At 55.0% G+C, this 15,489-nt stretch carries 18 protein-coding genes; 10 read left to right on the top strand and 8 right to left on the bottom strand.

The features are described 5' to 3' along the window. Positions 1-37: 37 nt before the first annotated feature. The 3 genes from BC777_RS19195 to BC777_RS02290 form a co-directional block, all read right to left on the bottom strand. Positions 38-244 carry a hypothetical protein gene (locus tag BC777_RS19195; protein WP_133122503.1) on the bottom strand — a complete coding sequence of 69 codons (207 nt, stop codon included), beginning with the start codon at positions 242-244 and terminating at the stop codon, positions 38-40. A gap of 13 nt (positions 245-257) precedes the next feature. Continuing rightward, positions 258-1,496, bottom strand: coding sequence for an OmpP1/FadL family transporter (locus BC777_RS02295; RefSeq protein ID WP_100366546.1), 1,239 nt, complete (start codon positions 1,494-1,496; stop codon positions 258-260). 277 nt (positions 1,497-1,773) lie between these two features. After that, positions 1,774-3,366 carry a phosphate ABC transporter substrate-binding/OmpA family protein gene (locus BC777_RS02290; RefSeq protein WP_100366545.1) on the bottom strand — a complete coding sequence of 531 codons (1,593 nt, stop codon included), beginning with the start codon at positions 3,364-3,366 and terminating at the stop codon, positions 1,774-1,776. A 469-nt stretch (positions 3,367-3,835) separates the two neighbouring features. Between BC777_RS02290 and BC777_RS02285 the strand changes: the two genes are divergently transcribed. From BC777_RS02285 to BC777_RS02270, 4 genes are all read left to right on the top strand, one after another. Further along, a complete protein-coding gene (locus BC777_RS02285; RefSeq protein WP_245834244.1) occupies positions 3,836-4,135 on the top strand; it encodes an ArsR/SmtB family transcription factor in 300 nt (99 codons plus the stop codon). Positions 4,136-4,378: 243 nt separating this feature from the next. Continuing rightward, a complete protein-coding gene (locus BC777_RS02280; protein WP_100366543.1) occupies positions 4,379-5,164 on the top strand; it encodes a GGDEF domain-containing protein in 786 nt (261 codons plus the stop codon). A gap of 675 nt (positions 5,165-5,839) precedes the next feature. Beyond that, complete coding sequence (locus BC777_RS02275) at positions 5,840-6,400, top strand: hypothetical protein (protein ID WP_133122502.1); 561 nt, start codon at positions 5,840-5,842, stop codon at positions 6,398-6,400. 129 nt (positions 6,401-6,529) lie between these two features. Continuing rightward, positions 6,530-6,868, top strand: a complete 339-nt coding sequence (locus BC777_RS02270; RefSeq protein ID WP_100366541.1) for an MmcQ/YjbR family DNA-binding protein — start codon at positions 6,530-6,532, stop codon at positions 6,866-6,868. Here BC777_RS02270 and BC777_RS02265 read toward each other — a convergent pair. Together BC777_RS02265 and BC777_RS19300 are read right to left on the bottom strand one after the other, a co-directional pair. Further along, positions 6,859-7,245, bottom strand: coding sequence for a VOC family protein (locus BC777_RS02265; protein WP_100366540.1), 387 nt, complete (start codon positions 7,243-7,245; stop codon positions 6,859-6,861). The genes BC777_RS02270 and BC777_RS02265 overlap by 10 nt on opposite strands. 2 nt (positions 7,246-7,247) lie before the next feature. Beyond that, entirely contained in the window at positions 7,248-7,424 is a 177-nt protein-coding gene (locus tag BC777_RS19300; protein WP_168769054.1) for a hypothetical protein, read from the bottom strand. A 79-nt stretch (positions 7,425-7,503) separates the two neighbouring features. Here BC777_RS19300 and soxR point away from each other — a divergent pair, with 79 nt between their 5' ends. From soxR to BC777_RS02245, 4 genes are read left to right on the top strand one after another with little or no spacing between them, the layout of a single operon-like run. Further along, a complete protein-coding gene (gene soxR / locus BC777_RS02260; protein ID WP_211095320.1) occupies positions 7,504-7,947 on the top strand; it encodes a redox-sensitive transcriptional activator SoxR in 444 nt (147 codons plus the stop codon). A gap of 33 nt (positions 7,948-7,980) precedes the next feature. After that, complete coding sequence (locus BC777_RS02255) at positions 7,981-9,153, top strand: pyridoxal phosphate-dependent aminotransferase (RefSeq protein ID WP_100366538.1); 1,173 nt, start codon at positions 7,981-7,983, stop codon at positions 9,151-9,153. A 53-nt stretch (positions 9,154-9,206) separates the two neighbouring features. Further along, positions 9,207-10,268 carry a bifunctional transcriptional activator/DNA repair enzyme AdaA gene (locus tag BC777_RS02250; protein WP_100366537.1) on the top strand — a complete coding sequence of 354 codons (1,062 nt, stop codon included), beginning with the start codon at positions 9,207-9,209 and terminating at the stop codon, positions 10,266-10,268. Beyond that, a complete protein-coding gene (locus BC777_RS02245; RefSeq protein ID WP_100366536.1) occupies positions 10,265-11,074 on the top strand; it encodes an isocitrate lyase/PEP mutase family protein in 810 nt (269 codons plus the stop codon). The genes BC777_RS02250 and BC777_RS02245 overlap by 4 nt, the downstream gene beginning before the upstream one ends. A 101-nt stretch (positions 11,075-11,175) precedes the next feature. Here the strand turns inward: BC777_RS02245 and BC777_RS02240 are convergent, their stop codons facing one another. Together BC777_RS02240 and BC777_RS02235 are read right to left on the bottom strand one after the other, a co-directional pair. Next, complete coding sequence (locus tag BC777_RS02240; RefSeq protein WP_211095319.1) at positions 11,176-11,805, bottom strand: outer membrane protein; 630 nt, start codon at positions 11,803-11,805, stop codon at positions 11,176-11,178. 214 nt (positions 11,806-12,019) lie between these two features. Continuing rightward, the gene (locus BC777_RS02235) at positions 12,020-13,126 is read right to left on the bottom strand and encodes an anhydro-N-acetylmuramic acid kinase (RefSeq protein ID WP_100366534.1); all 1,107 of its coding nucleotides are present in this window, start codon (positions 13,124-13,126) and stop codon (positions 12,020-12,022) included. A gap of 63 nt (positions 13,127-13,189) precedes the next feature. Between BC777_RS02235 and tyrS the strand changes: the two genes are divergently transcribed. After that, positions 13,190-14,440 (top strand): tyrosine--tRNA ligase, encoded by a 1,251-nt coding sequence (gene tyrS / locus BC777_RS02230; RefSeq protein WP_100366533.1) that lies wholly within the window; start codon positions 13,190-13,192, stop codon positions 14,438-14,440. Here tyrS and BC777_RS19295 read toward each other — a convergent pair. Next, positions 14,437-14,577 (bottom strand): hypothetical protein, encoded by a 141-nt coding sequence (locus BC777_RS19295; protein WP_168769053.1) that lies wholly within the window; start codon positions 14,575-14,577, stop codon positions 14,437-14,439. The genes tyrS and BC777_RS19295 overlap by 4 nt on opposite strands. Positions 14,578-14,622: 45 nt before the next feature. On the opposite strand from BC777_RS19295, the gene BC777_RS02225 reads away from it, so the two are divergent. Then, on the top strand, positions 14,623-15,438 hold the full coding sequence (locus tag BC777_RS02225; protein WP_100366532.1) for a GNAT family N-acetyltransferase: 816 nt from the start codon (positions 14,623-14,625) through the stop codon (positions 15,436-15,438). The last annotated feature ends 51 nt before the right edge of the window (positions 15,439-15,489 follow it).

The following is a 15,489-nucleotide window of genomic DNA, read 5'->3' as shown; positions in this document are numbered from 1 at the left end:
ATAAGACGCTTCGAGACATAGTTCTAGAACCAGTCATTCATGCTCTCTCTAGCAAAGCAAGCTCTTTCAACTGATCCAGCTTCAACAGCGTCAGTTCGATATGACAGCCAATTCTCTCGCGCAGCACCGGCGTATGATCTTCACATACATTTGCAATAGGACCGGAAACAAAGTCGCAGCACTTCAGAGCACCACCAGTCTGCTCAGGACGCTCGGAAGAAAACGTGAGTGCCTGCGCGCTCACCGATTAGCCTAGCCTACCAGTTATAAACAACACCAACCGTGAAGTCGTGCTGATCCATCCTCAGTTCGACCGGGGCATCAAAGCCAGGCGTCAGGTTGGCGCCCGATACGGTGCCTTCAAAAGCTCGTGTGTAAGAGCTTGTCACAGACCATCGATCATTGAACATGTAGTCGGCACCGACTGAGGCGTGCCACTGTGGCGTTGCAGGTGCCAGCGTGTTGAAGAGCACCTCATCGTCGTCAATGAAGCTCGTGGAATAACTCACGCCACTCCGCCACGTCCATTTTTCGTCCGCCTCGACTACAGCGCCCAAACGCACAACATCCATGTCCTTCCAACCAAAACCGGGGCCATCATCCGCGCCCAGAGCGGTTGCAAACAACGCTCCGCTATTGGCGATCGCCGGGATGTCGCCGTAGAAAATGCGTTGGTATTCGGCCGTAAGCGTTACGCTTGGGGCGTTAGGCAGTGTGACTGCGGCACCAATTGTCGCGACAGGTGGAATGTCAAAATCACCTTGTTCCGCAAAGAGCCCTGCGTACTCGTCGAACGCGCTCATGTTGATGCGGGATCTGTATGATGCACCAATTTTCCAGTTGGCATCTGGCTTCCAAAGCGCACCAACATTGATGCCAAACCCATTGGAGAAATCATCGCCGTTGTTGGTAAGCTTGGTCGGATCTGTTGAAAGGCCTGCAAATGGTTCCAGCCCGGTTGCGCTGAAACGTTGAAACGCCAAGACGGGGGCGATCCCCAGCGCCCATTCGCTGTTCATCTGATAGGCGAGGCTAGGTGAAATAAACAACTGCTCCAGATTCACGCCATAAGGTGAAGACCCGCCAAAGGGGTTTGCTTCATACTCGGTGTTCAATCCGCCATTGCCGTAAATCAGCACACCAAAGGTGGTATCCGGACTGATCTGAAAGTTTGCGCCAAGGCAGGGGATCAGAAACAGATCATTTTCGCTTTCAAATTCCGTGCCGCCAAATGTAAAACCGCGGTCCGGAGAAAAGAACGACAAGCAAGCAGTCGCTTCATTGCCGACCTCGTTGCCGAAAGCCGGGTTCTGCGCGAGCCCCATGACACCCGTCTCAACTGCAACACCTGCGCCTGACATCCCTTTGGATTGGCTGTCGTATCCATTTGAGTTGTAGCCATTGGTAGCAGCTAAGTCGGTGGGCAAAATTGCCGCTGAAAGCAGCGCGCCGATACCACTGGTTAGCGCCGGAACTCTCCACGTTAACGTCTTCATATGCTATACTCCTGAATACTCAGTTTGATGCTGGTTCGCCAAATCCGAAATTGCGGCCTGCCAAGCAATGCATGTATATATGTATATTCATATACATATGTATATTAATTCTGTTTGACGTTTGGTGCGTTACAATCTGTGATGAAATATCAACAGTTTGCATGCGTTTACTTACCCCGTAACAACTTGATCCAACGAATAGACAGTGGCAGGACTACTCGTTGGATCAGCCGTCCCGCCCTGAATAGGACCGGCGGGATTTTGACAGATATGCATGCTAGTTTTCGATCCACACCTCGACACGGCGGTTCAGACGGCGTCCGTTATCCGAGATATTGCAGCCCACAGGTGCGGCTTCACCATACCCGGTTGCGGTCAGTTCGATGCCCGACAACCGGTCCTCTGCAAAATCCTGCAGCGTTTCCAAAACCCGTTCGGCGCGTCCGCGTGACAGCACAGTGTTATTGGCAATGTTCCCAACGGAGTCGGCAAACCCCACAAGTTTCACTTTCGTACCCTCGGGTTGGTCTTCGAGATACTCCGTCAAAACTTCGATGTTCAGTAGGCCGCGCGGCGTTAACTGACGTGATCCGGTCTCAAATCGAAATGTGGCTGAAAGGCGATCGTAGTTTTCCAACTCGGACAGCATCGCCAGAGAATTCTCCGCGTCGTATTCTTCAATATCCCGATCGACTAGAATCTTCGCACGTTCGCTGTCCAAAGACTGCTGGCGCCGATCAATCCCAAGGTCAATGAAACCCGCCTTTGAAATCACCGCGCCCGCCTCGTCAGAAACAGCATAATCGATCAAGTCTGCTAGTGGTTGGGCGGTAACATCAGCACGCGTATAAAGATAAAGGAAGCGGTGTAGTGCATACTCCTCCGTTCTCACCGAGAATGCATCCGGTGTCTGACGCCGACCGCATTCATTAATGAGCGCAAGACCTTTATTTCCGCGAACAAAGAAGTTGCCGACGTAGCCAATTGCATTTGGATCATTGCTGACGATCTGCGAAATGGTGCCGTTGTTCGCACCGACGACCGCGCCGGGTTGAATAGGTGGAACTTGGTCAAGGATACGACCTGCCAAGGTGCTGGCTAGTTCAGTTCTGGTGCCGGCACCGGCATCACGTTCGACCAAGGTAATCGGCGCATCATTACCACCGACCTCAGCCCAGTTCTTGATAAAGCCACCATAGATGCCGCCAAGTTGCTGATAGCTGAGTTCAGACACCGGGTTATCCGGGTGAACGATCATGACCAGACTATCGAGTGCGACGATGTGTTCTTGCGCGGGGTCAAACATGTCGCCAGCGCCAGTCTGCCCAAGCTCCTCCGCTTCGGAAGGTGAGATGCGGCGTGTCGACATGCCAATGTCTATCGATTTACTGGCAAGCGACTGGAATGCTCCGCCTGACGACGTGGGGCTGACCAGATAGTTGGCCAACTCGGCCCCAAATCCGTCTTCGTCGACAACGGCAAAGACGGATTCGCCTGATCCGCTGACAACTGTGGCAGTTGCTTTTGCTTCACGCGCCCCTGCAAAACCCTCCAAGAGCAAAGGTGCAAGACCCTGCGCCAAAACGTCAGCGCCTGCCAGCCTTATGTCAACATCGGTCAGCGTGAACTCGGGACAACTCGCTCCCTCGCAGTTCACCTGTCTGCCTGTAACGCGCACCGGACCCGAGGGTGTTTCAATAATGTAGTTGTTGTCGGTAAACTCAATGAATTCGCCCGTAATGTTCACGGTGCCATCTGAGGACTTGAGCGTCACTTCACCTGCGGTCGCAAGTGCAGGAACGAAGGTAATGCCCAATAGGGCGATCATGGAGGTCGTGTTACTTTTGATTCTTCCAATTCGTAGTGTCATCGTTATTCTCTTTCACTCGTTTTTGGCGTTTGGCCATCTACTATATTTGATCGCCTCAGCGGTTGTTCTTGAAACAGATTGCTCCTCGTAATTTAAAGTATGAATATATAAGTATGCCGATATACATATATCTATATATTAATTTGGCAATAATGTGTCGAAATCTAGCTTACCGTTTCTTGACTTGCGGAAGGCCTTATGAAGGTTTTTTTATCTTCTACTTTGGGGCCGCAAAGCTGTGGTCAATGTCGACAATAGCCATAAAAAATGGGGGTTCTGACGTTCCTTAGTGCTGCAGCACACAGACGCGGGCGTTTAGCTGAATGCGCATCATCAAAGACTTAGCTGGTCAATCTTCCAGAGAACATGGTACTATTTTATGATTAGTTCTGGCATCTCCACAAAGGCTGTAGGCTCCGTGAATACCTCTGAATTCAATGATCAGATCCATAGCGAAGATCGACGCCAAATGGCTGCAAATGCGACCATTGCAGCCAACTATCTTAAGGCGATTGGCCACGGCGGAAGGCTGATGATTTTGTGTCATTTGACCGAGGGCGAAAGATCAGTCAGCGAGTTAGAAAGCATTCTTGATCTACCTCAGGCGACAGTTTCTCAACAGCTCGGACGGCTACGCATTGAGGGCATCGTTACCCCGCGCAGGGAAGGTCAAACAATCTACTACAGTTTGACTGACACCAAGTCTCGCCGCGTCATTGGCCTGCTTTATGAGTTGTTCTGTGCAGAAGATGACTCAAGCAGAGTTTAGATACGGTCGTCTGGACAGATAGCTGCCCGAGCCTGGGGTAGAATTAGCCTCGGCAAAACAAACTGACCATAACAAGCCAGCGCGCCATGACTTCGTCAGGCTGTTTCCGGAAATCAGCAACTTATTAACGAATTATAAAAGTTCCCGCGTGATAATTTCGGCTCTCGGACCACCCGTTGCCGGTGGGATGAGGTGCGTGCGCTGCGTCGATACAGTTTTCCTTGGCGCACAAAGGGGGGCCGAATGGAGAAAATTGTTGATGCCGTATCTCCATCGGGACGATGGGATTTCGTCATCAAGTCATTTCTTCTGGTTGCAACATTCACGCTGTTTGACGGCTGGATCAGTGAGGTAACCGTTGGGTTTACCTCCGAGAATTCAGTACACGAAAGCCTGATCACGTTTTTGGTCGGTGCGCCGTTTGGTCTCTTTGTGATGGGCATCATGGCATCACAACGCCGACTCCAGCAGCAACTCTCGTATCTTGCCAGCACTGATGCGCTGACTGGACTACCCAATCGTCAATCATTCCTGCAGGACGCAGGTGCTCTGATTGAAATGAAGGCAGGCGGTGCCATGTTCATGATCGACGTAGATCACTTCAAGGTCATCAACGACACTTATGGCCATTTGGTAGGTGACACCTGTCTCGTGCGGATTGGCCAGCATCTGCAACATCAGATACGTTCGTGCGATCTTGTTGGACGGATCGGTGGAGAAGAATTTGCAGTTTATCTGCCAGATGCAAGTATTGATGAAGCAAACAGCGTCGCTTCACGCATCTGCACAACTGTTTCTATCAAAACGGCTTCCCATTCGGGAGGCACGTCTGAAAAACTGACCCTCACGCTGTCCATCGGATGCGCAGCTGCACATCCAAGCCGCTCACTTAACGACCTCATCGCGAGCGCGGATATTGCGATGTATAACGCGAAATCTAAAGGGCGGGCACGCGTGGAATGGTCGAACAGTTGGGACGTTAAATTGGCTTGTGGGTCTCGTAAGGTAAGTCCAGACCAGTTTTTCTGAACGATGTCGTTTGAGACTTCGCCGCTTAATCAATCAAGCCCAATGAGCCAAAGTCTCCCCCAGCCCGGGCCAGCTTTGGTTCAAAAAACGACGACGGACACTGCGGTCGCGTTAATCTTCTGCATAACCATAACAGCGTTCGTGTAGGTGCGGTTCCCTCCATTTCAGGCATCAAGATGTGGATTTCCAAAACAGATTTGCGCTCTGTCGCCTGGTCCAATGGCCGCTTCGACGGCATCGGGGGCATCGCGGCGATGAGCTTGCCGCAATTGCGAATGAATGCTGCGTCAGTAACGTAACCGAACAGCAACGGCAACTTCGTGCGTGTCCGGTCGGATCACTGTGCGGCGAATGTTTGGTTTTGGTCAGGGCCAAATAGGCGCTCTTGAACGACTGCTTCGGTGAAAATCGCTGCGTCGCAACAGCGTACGTACTACGCGTGCAAGCGAATGCTGCATCAGCGAAGTTCAAAAATCGGACGACGGCTTTGTCCCGCACCTTACCAATTCGCGCAAGGCGCAACGAACGACGATTTTACCCGAACCGGCCCTTCGTGCCCGTCGCGGCGAAACAGGACAATCAGCCCAAAGTGTCGAATGCTGCGTTCCGCATAAACGTCTGCTAACAGAGTCTGGACGTTTATCTGGAAACACGAGTCGCGAGCGGAAGAACAGCATGGATAGTGAAATGAAGGATGCTTTGTTGTCGTCGTTGCACAATACCGACGCGGGAGTGGGTTTCGATCCATGGAGATTAACAGTCCAAGCAGCTGTAGGTGGCGCATGTGCGGTTGGCTTTGATAGGAAATCAGAAGAATTACTAGTGGTCTCCTCCAATGGTCAGAGCGTGTTTGAATGCACTTCCGGTGAACGCATCTATCGTAACCGCGAAGGTGATGGATATGATCCAATGCTGTTGGAGGGGCACAGATTGGATGAGCCTACAGCCTCACCTTTCGCAATGTCAGGGTCCGATGGTGGCGGACTATTGAAGGTTACGTCTGACGGGTGGACCGTTGATACCATTCAACTCAAATGGCCGCACACATTTTGTATTCTTCAACCACCAGGTACTTCGATCTACTTTCTTCATGACAAGCCAAACGCACCGAAGAAAGATGGGACCTACCATCTGGTACAGTCTCAATTGGGGGAGCCTGTAGCATTCGGTTTTTCTTGGTCGGGCAAAAGCTTGGTTTGGTGTGATAAGTCTGATCTGTATGTTTGGACAAGATAGGAAATTGAATGGGTCCCGACTCTAGCGGTTACTTTCTTCAAAGCAGTCGTTGATGCACTTTGAGCGAAAGCTGACAATGTCCCGCAAAGCACTCTTCCCAATCGTCCTCATCTCAGTGAGACTTGTTCTATGTCACGCAACCTCGTCAATCAAATCTGTGCAGCCTGCCCCGGTGCCTCCGCCACAGATCCCACGACCGAGCTGGACAGCTGGAAAGTCGGCGGCAAGATGTTTGCCTGTTTCGGCAACCGGACTGATGGCGTCTGCCTGAAAACCGATAGCGTGGAAACCGCCGCCATGCTGATTGATGCAGGGGCCGCCACCAAAGCCCCCTACTTCCACAAAAGCTGGGTTTTAGCCAGCTTTGACAGTGACGCAGATGAGATCCGCCACCGCATCGCTACTTCATACAATATCATCTTCAAAACGCTGCCAAAGAAGGTCAGGGATAGCATCGCTCAAGCGTAGCTGATCACCTCATATTCCACGCCATCCATGTCGTTGAAATAAAACCGCGTGCCTGGTTCATAATCGGCATGGCTATGTGTCTCAAACCCCAACGCTTTGACCTTGGCCTCCATAGCCTCCAGATCGTCCACCACGACGCCGACGTGATTAAAACCGCCACGCTGAAGATAGCTGTTATCTGCGGGTTTTTGATGCTGCGCGCCACCGGGGCCGGTATAAAGTGCGATATAGCTGTCATCGCTGCCGACATGCACTGTGAAGCCACCATTGATCGCCGCCCCTTGCCAACGGGTATGCCAGCCAAAAAGGTCGGACAGCATGGCCGCGGTCTTCTGTGGTTCCGCGACCGTGATATTGACGTGTTCCAGATGGGCCATGCTTAGGTTCTCCTTTTCAATGACGTCATGATGCGGGCCAGTGGACCGGGTTTTGCCGGGCGTGCTGTATCGCGAAAACAACCGCACTCCAAATCATGCCCCCACCCCAGACCGTCGCGTTTCATCGCCATCAATGCCTCTGGGTCGGCACAGTAGCGTGCTGAGCTGTGTTTTGACATGATCTCTTCTCCTTCTATGAAAGTTCGCTCGAATCTGTTTTCATTCCTCAAGTTAACTTGAGATCAAGGATTAATTTACATGTCCCAAGGATTGACCATCGGAGAGCTGGCCGCGCGGACCGGTCTGACCGTATCTGCCATCCGCTTTTATGAGACCCATGACATCGTCAAACCCTTGCGTAACAAGGGCGGGCATCGCCGCTATGGGCGGCCCGATATCCGGCGGCTGTCTTTTGTGATGGCCGCGCAAAAGCTGGGGTTCAGCCTGTCCGAGATCGCCCCGCATCTGCGCCGCTTGCCCGATCACAAGGCACCGTCCAAGGCCGACTGGACCCGCATCAGCAAGGATTTTCGTCAGACGATCGACGCCCGCATCGCCGCAATGGAGGATCTGCGCGACAAGCTGGACGGCTGCATTGGCTGCGGATGTCTGAGCCTGAAATCATGCGCGCTCTACAACCCGGCAGATGTAAAGGCAGCCGAAGGCACAGGCCCACGCAATCTGCGCATCACAACCACTTGACTTCCCCCTGCCGACACCGTTCCTCTGAGCCACATGAAACTCTCGCATCGCATTACACATATCACCGGCGGCGGCTCTGACGGGTGGGACGTCTTTTACAAAGCACGGCGCATGGTTGCTGATGGCGTTCCCGTCACGGAACTGACGATTGGTGAGCATGATATCCGTACCAGCCCCGCGATACTGGAGGCCATGCACACGGCGGCCACTGGCGGGCACACCGGCTATGCCATGGTCCCCGGCACGCATGATTTACGCAAAACCGTCGCCGCACGCATTGCCGCACGCACTGGCGTGCCCACGACGGCGGACAATATCCTGATCACCCCCGGCGGACAGGCCGCCCTTTTTGCCGCACATATGGCGGTTTGTGATCCGGGGGACATGGCTGTTTATATTGATCCGTATTACGCCACCTACCCCGGCACAATCCGCGGTGCAGGTGCAGTGCCCAAGGCGATTATCACCTCACCTGATACGGCGTTCCAGCCAACAAGCCCGGCGCTGGCAGAGGCCACGAAGGGTGCCACATCGCTATTGGTCAATACCCCCAACAATCCAACTGGCGTGGTTTATTCCCAAGACACGTTGCAAGCGATTGCAGACACATGTGACGCGCATGACCTCTGGCTGATCTCGGACGAGGTTTATGACACCCAAGTCTGGGAAGGTCGCCACATCAGCCCGCGCAGTTTGCCGGGGATGGCAGAGCGGACATTGGTCGTGGGCTCTATGTCGAAAAGCCATGCCATGACCGGCAGCCGTGTGGGTTGGATTTGCGGGCCAGCAGACACCATTGCGCAGATCATCAACCTTGCCACACATACGACTTATGGCGTGCCAGGTTTCATTCAGGACGCCGCCAATTTTGCGCTGCATCAAGGCGATGCGGTTGAAGAAGACGTCGCTGCCCCTTTCCGCCGCAGGCGGGCACTGACCATGCAGGCACTGGCCGGACAGAACGTGGTGCGTGCTGTCCCTGCCCAAGGGGCCATGTATGTTATGCTTGATCTGCGCGCGACCTGGATGAGCGGTGAGGCTTTCGCCAACGCCTTGCTGGACGCCGAACATATCGCCGTGATGCCGGGTGAGAGCTTTGGAAAAGCTGCGGCGGGCCATGTGCGCGTTGCGATGACCATTGCAGACAATCAATACGTTGATGCGATTGGCCGCCTGATCGCTTTTGCCAGCGCGCGGGCCGCATAATAAACGCCCGATTTTCGGCGGCGGATGGCATCAGAATCGGTTAGCACAGGGTCATGATGTTTGACCTGCCTAATGATGATACGCTCTATGACGCGCTATTGGCGCGTGATGCCACCTATGATGGGCGCGCCTATGTTGGCGTATCATCGACCGGTATCTTTTGCCGGTTGACCTGCCCAGCCCGCAAACCAAAACGCGAGAATTGCCGCTTTTATGCCGATGTTGCCAGCTGCATCAGTGCTGGGTTTCGCCCGTGCAAGCGCTGTCACCCGCTGGACCCTGCAGCGCAAAGTGACCCCACAATTGGCAAACTGCTCGCAGCCCTTGACGCGCGTCCGGCCTATCGTTGGTCAGAACCGGACGTGATGCGCATGGGGCTGGACTCCTCAACCGTGCGCCGCGCTTTCAAACGCCATTTTGGCAGGACCTTTCTTGAAATGGCGCGCAGCAGACGGCTGGCATCAGGGTTTACCGCGCTCAGTGCAGGGTCTGTGATTGATGCACAGTTGGATGCCGGTTTTGACAGCCCTTCGGCCTTTCGCGCCGCTTTTGCCAAACTGATGGGTGCCGCCCCCGGCACCCTAAGCCGGGATGCATTGCTCCGCGCAGATCACCTGAAGACACCCTTGGGCGATATGATCGCTGTATGTGACAAGCGTGCATTGCACTTGCTTGAATTTGCGGATCGCAAAGCACTGCCCACGGAAATGCAGAAGCTGCGCAAAGCCGCCAAAGGCTCTGTCGGGATCGGACGATTTGAGACGCATGATCAGATCGCCAGCGAGCTTGATGCTTTCTTTGCAAAGCGCTGCGACAGTTTCACAACCTCGCTGGCCTTGCACGGCACCGCCTTCACACGCGAGGTCTGGAAAACACTGCAAACCATTCCCGCTGGCGAAACCCGCAGCTATAGCGCGATTGCAGCAAGCATGGGTGCCCCACAGTCAATCCGCGCTGTCGCGCGTGCCAATGGCGCAAACCAGATCGCCATCGTTATTCCATGCCACCGTGTGATCGGTGCGGATGGATCGCTGACAGGGTATGGTGGTGGCTTGTGGCGCAAACAACAGATCATCGACCTTGAAAGACATCACGCCAAAAGGAGACTTCCATGACCCATATCGCAGACACCTTTCGCGCACTGCATGTCAAAGGTGACCCATGCTTAATGGTGAACGTCTGGGACAAAGGATCAGCCAAGATGATGGCTGCGATGGGGGCCAAGGCTTTGGCAACATCCTCGGCCGCCCACGCATTCACCCTTGGTCGCCCCGACGGCGGGACAGTGACGCGGGATGAGGCGCTGGCACATGCCGCAGACATTATCTCGGTCACAAATCTGCCCGTGCAGGGTGACTTTGAAAACGGGTTCGGCGATGACCCAGAAACCTGCGCCGAAACCGTGCGTTTGGCGGCGGAGGTTGGGCTGGCGGGGATCTGCATCGAAGACATCGCCCTGCCCGCCTCATCGGCCTATGACTATGACCACGCTGTCGCCCGCATTGCTGCCGCAGCTGCGGCAGCGCACGCCTTGCCGCATGATTTTGTTCTCACAGCACGTGCGGACGGGATCATGACAGGCGCCTATGATACGCAAGAAGGCATTCGGCGCTTGCGGGCGTTTGAGGCGGTCGGGGCAGACTGTCTTTATGCACCGCTGCCGCCTGACATGGACGCACTGGCGAAAATATGCGCGAGCGTCCAAGCCCCCGTCAACGCGTTGGTCGCCGGGCGCTTCACTGCGCAAACGCAAGCCGCATTTGCCAAAACCGGCGTTGCCCGGCTCTCGTTCGGGGCCGCTTTGGCGCGGGTCACACACCGCGCACTTTATGACGCGGCGGGTGCAATGTTGAATGCGGGCGATTTTTCCGCACTCAAAACCAGTATTGGCAGCGACGTCATTGACGCATTGCTGCAATAAAAATGGGGCCTGTCAGTGCGATGACAGGCCCCGGATAAGCATCCCCGAGCATTGGTTTGGGGAAGGGACAGTGCGGTAGGATGCTTATGTCTTGGACTGATTTAGAACTTGAAAGAAGCCCGCAATGACAGTGTTGTTGCGTCAACATCGGCGCCATCGTTGTCTGCGACATCTTCGAACTCGTGTTGCAGCACCTCACCGCCAAGGATGATGGCATCGCTCATCATGTATGACACACCCAGACCGGCAAAGGCGCCGTCTGTGTCGCCATCAAGATCATCAGTGGTTTCGACACGTGCCGCACCGGCCGTGATGTAAGGCATAAACGCGCCTGCATCATAACCCAGCTTCAATTTGGCACGCGCAACTGATTCAACATCAGCTTCAGGGGTATCGATTTCGATGTTGGTCAGATCATAATCGATCTCACCACCCAGCACGATGCTGCCGAAATCATAGTTGTACCCGGCGTGCACACCATAGAGCGCACCCTCTGGATCATCGTCATCCTCGATAGCGCCGGAATCAAGACGCCCAAACCCAAGCTGACCACCCGCATAAAAGCCGGTCCAGTCAGTGCCCAGATCGATAGGCGGGGGGGCCACAGGGACTGGCGCCGGTGCAGGGGCTGCGATGGGCTCTGAGATACCGCCAGCTGATGCCATGCCCGTGGCCAATGCCAAAGGTGCGGCCAACATGCTCGTGCGGGCAAATAGGGATATCGTTTTCATTTTATTCTCCGTTAATCCGGTTTGTCGTGTTCGCTACATCTGACAGTAAAGGGAGGGGGTGCAACGGGCCTCACGCTGCCGTGAATCCCATCGGCAACTTCGAGCGGATGAGCACAGAAAAAATCGGCCAATCGTTGCTCATGATTGACATAATTACATCAAATCGGCGTGATTGTGCACATGTTGGCAGGTTTTAGCCCGCAATTTCACGAATTTAGTCGGCGCTCTTGAACGCTGACGCGATACGCCCACCGGTCATCGGATGGGCGACTCCTGTGGTTTGAGGGCTGGATATGGGAAGGCCCCGCGCGGTGCGGACGGCAAGATAGGCAAAAGCCTGTGCCTCAATCATATCGCCATCCAGACCGACCGCTTCCACGGCGGCGACATCACACGGTAGCGCATCTGCCAAACCTGACATCAGCGTTTTGTTGCGCCGCCCCCCGCCAGTGACAAAAAGCTTTTGCGGCAACCTTGGACATTGCGCGCAGGCCGCCATGACGCTGCGCACGACAGCCTGCACCAATGTCGCAAGCGCGTCAGCATCGGACAACGCGGAAACGGCCTGCGTCAGCGTCTTGAACGCGTCGCGGTCTAACGACTTTGGCGCAGGCATGCTGAAGTAAGGGTGCGCCATGAAGGCCGCAATAATAGCGTCGTCGCATCGCCCCTGCGCCGCGATCGCCCCATCAGCGTCATAATCCTTGCCCAAGCGATTCCGCATCAGATCATTCATGGGGGCATTTGCCGGCCCGGTATCAAAGGCCAGCAGCGCCCCCGGATCTGTCGGATCGTCGCAAGCGGGATCAATCCATGTGATATTTCCAACGCCGCCCAGATTAAGGAACGCGACAGCTGCGTCAGCCTTGATCCATTTCGCCAGCGCAAAATGATAGAAGGGTGCCAATGGCGCGCCCTGCCCGCCTGCGGCCACATCCGCCGTACGGAAATTCCAAACCACCGGGTAGCCAAGCGTCTGCGCCAACCGTGTGCCATCACCGCATTGATGCGTCCCGCGACCACCAGGGTCATGCGCCAAAGTCTGACCGTGAAACCCCGCAATATCGACAACATCAAACAGTTGCATGACCGCGATATGCGTCTCCTCCACAATCTTGGACGCCTGCACACAATCATCCGTCTGCCAGCACCCCAAATGGGCCTTGAGTACGGCCTGTTCTTGCGCGGTATACGCACGATAGTCCGACGGCCCGAACCCAAAAATCTGCTGGCCGTCCGTGTCCAAGACGGCCGCATCAACCCCATCCAAGGAGGTGCCAGACATTGTGCCCAACGCCCGCACCACACCTGCCTGCAACATCCGCTTTCCCTATGCGTATCCTCTCATTATAGAGTGCACCGAGATAACGCCGGGAACAAGCCAATGACCTACCACCCCAAATCAGATTTCATGAACGTCATGATGACGCGCGGCTTTCTGGCGGACTGCACAGACTATCAAGGGCTGGATGAGGCGCTCAGCAAAGGGGTGACCCCGGCCTACATTGGCTTTGATGCGACGGCCAAATCGTTGCACGTCGGCTCGCTGATCCAGATCATGATGCTGCGCTGGCTGCAAAAAACCGGGCACAAGCCGATTACATTGATGGGCGGCGGCACAACCAAAGTGGGTGATCCGTCGTTTCGTGCCGATGAACGCCCGCTACTGGGGCCAGAGCAGATTGACGACAATATCGCGGGCATCCGCCGGGTGTTTTCAGCCTACCTGACCTATGGTGATGCACCAACCGATGCGATGATGATCAATAACGCGGAATGGCTGGACGGTCTGAACTACCTCGATTTTCTGCGCGACATCGGGCGGCATTTTTCAATCAACCGGATGCTGTCGTTTGAAAGCGTGAAATCGCGGCTCGACCGCGAACAGTCACTGTCGTTTCTCGAATTCAACTACATGATCCTGCAAGCTTATGACTTTCTTGAGCTGAACCGCCGTTACGGCTGTTTGTTGCAAATGGGTGGCTCGGATCAGTGGGGCAATATCGTCAATGGTATCGACCTGACGCGCCGGGTACTGGATCAGGAAATCTACGGTCTGACCTCGCCTTTGCTGACGACGAGCGATGGCAAAAAGATGGGCAAATCGCAGTCCGGTGCAGTGTGGCTGAACCCTGACATGTGCAGCCCCTACGCATTCTGGCAGTTCTGGCGCAATACGACCGATGCCGATACGGGCCGCTTCCTTAAGCTCTATACCGAGCTGCCGATCGAGGAATGCGACCGCCTTGGCGCGCTGGACGGGGCTGAGATCAATGCCGCCAAGATCATCCTTGCCAATGAGGTCACAATGCTCTTGCACGGGGCCGAAGCGGCGCAGGCGGCAGAGACAACAGCCCGCGAGGTTTTTGAAAAAGGTGGTGTCGGTGATGACCTGCCCACTTTGACGCTCACTGCTGACGACGTCGGGAGCGGTATTTCCATCGTGCAGTTGATCGTAAAATCAGGCCTTGCCAAAAGCGGGAAAGAGGCAAAACGCCTGATCGCAGAAAATGGTGCAAAGCTGAATGATGCCCCCCTGACCGAGGCCGGGATGATGATTGACGCCGCAGCCCTGTCAGCCCCGATCAAGCTGAGTGCCGGAAAAAAGCGACATGCCTTGGTCCAGCTGGGCTAAAGCAACAACAGATCCACAAACAGGATCGTCACCGCGACCGGAAAGGTGATGATAGCGGCGATCAACGCGGCCCCAAGAGGCGTGGGTTTGGGGGCTGGCGCGTTGACACCTGATACGGGCTTGCTGCGTTTTTTCATAGGCCCATTAACCCGCGTTTAGGTTTCAAATGGCTTAACGGGGCGATGAAATCTGATCTGCCATTACCGCTCCAGCAACACCCCATTTTCGCAGCAGCGCTGAAGCGTATGGGCCGTCAGGTCAGCTTTGTTGATGTGCCCGGTGCTGCACCTGTTCTGACGGTGCAACAGTTTGGGCAACGCATGACGTCACGCGGGCCGGTGTGGCATGAAGATAAGCAGCAAGGCGCGCTGCAACATGCAGGTTTGCGCATGATCAATGCTGATACGCCACAAGACGCAGCCCTGCAGGCTGCGGGGTTCCGCCGTTTGATGACGAACGCCTATGTGGCGGAACTTGATTTGACCACGACTGCCACGCAACGGTGTCAGGCCATGAAACCCAAATGGCGCAATGCATGGCGCGCGGCGCAATCAGCACCTTTATTTCTGGCCGAGCAGCGCTTTAACCTCAACACACATGCGTGGCTATTGCATGCTGACATCGCCCAACAACGCAGCAAGCAGTTTCGCGGGCTGCCGCATGATCTGATCATGGCCTATGCCGCCGAAAACCCGCGGGCGGTGCGTGTTCTGGTTGCTTATGATGGCGATACACCCGTCGCCGGTATGCTGTTCTTGTTACATGCACCGGTCGCCACCTATCACATCGGCTGGACCAATACGCAGGGACGCGCGCTATCCGCACATCACAAGATGATCATACAAGCGGCAGAGCAGTTTGCCGCGCGCGGATATCAAAGGCTTGATCTTGGTTTGGTTGATACAGATACAACGCCCGGTCTGGCACGGTTCAAGATCGGCACCGGGGCGCGGGTGCGCCCATTGGGGGGAACCTGGCTGAGATTTCCGGGATGTTAGGGTTGCGCCGCATTGATCCATGCCGCAACTGTATGCGGGCGCGCAACACTT

The organism is Yoonia maricola, from assembly GCF_002797915.1.
Taxonomy (GTDB): domain Bacteria; phylum Pseudomonadota; class Alphaproteobacteria; order Rhodobacterales; family Rhodobacteraceae; genus Yoonia; species Yoonia maricola.
This window is presented reverse-complemented; position numbering and strand designations above follow the sequence as displayed.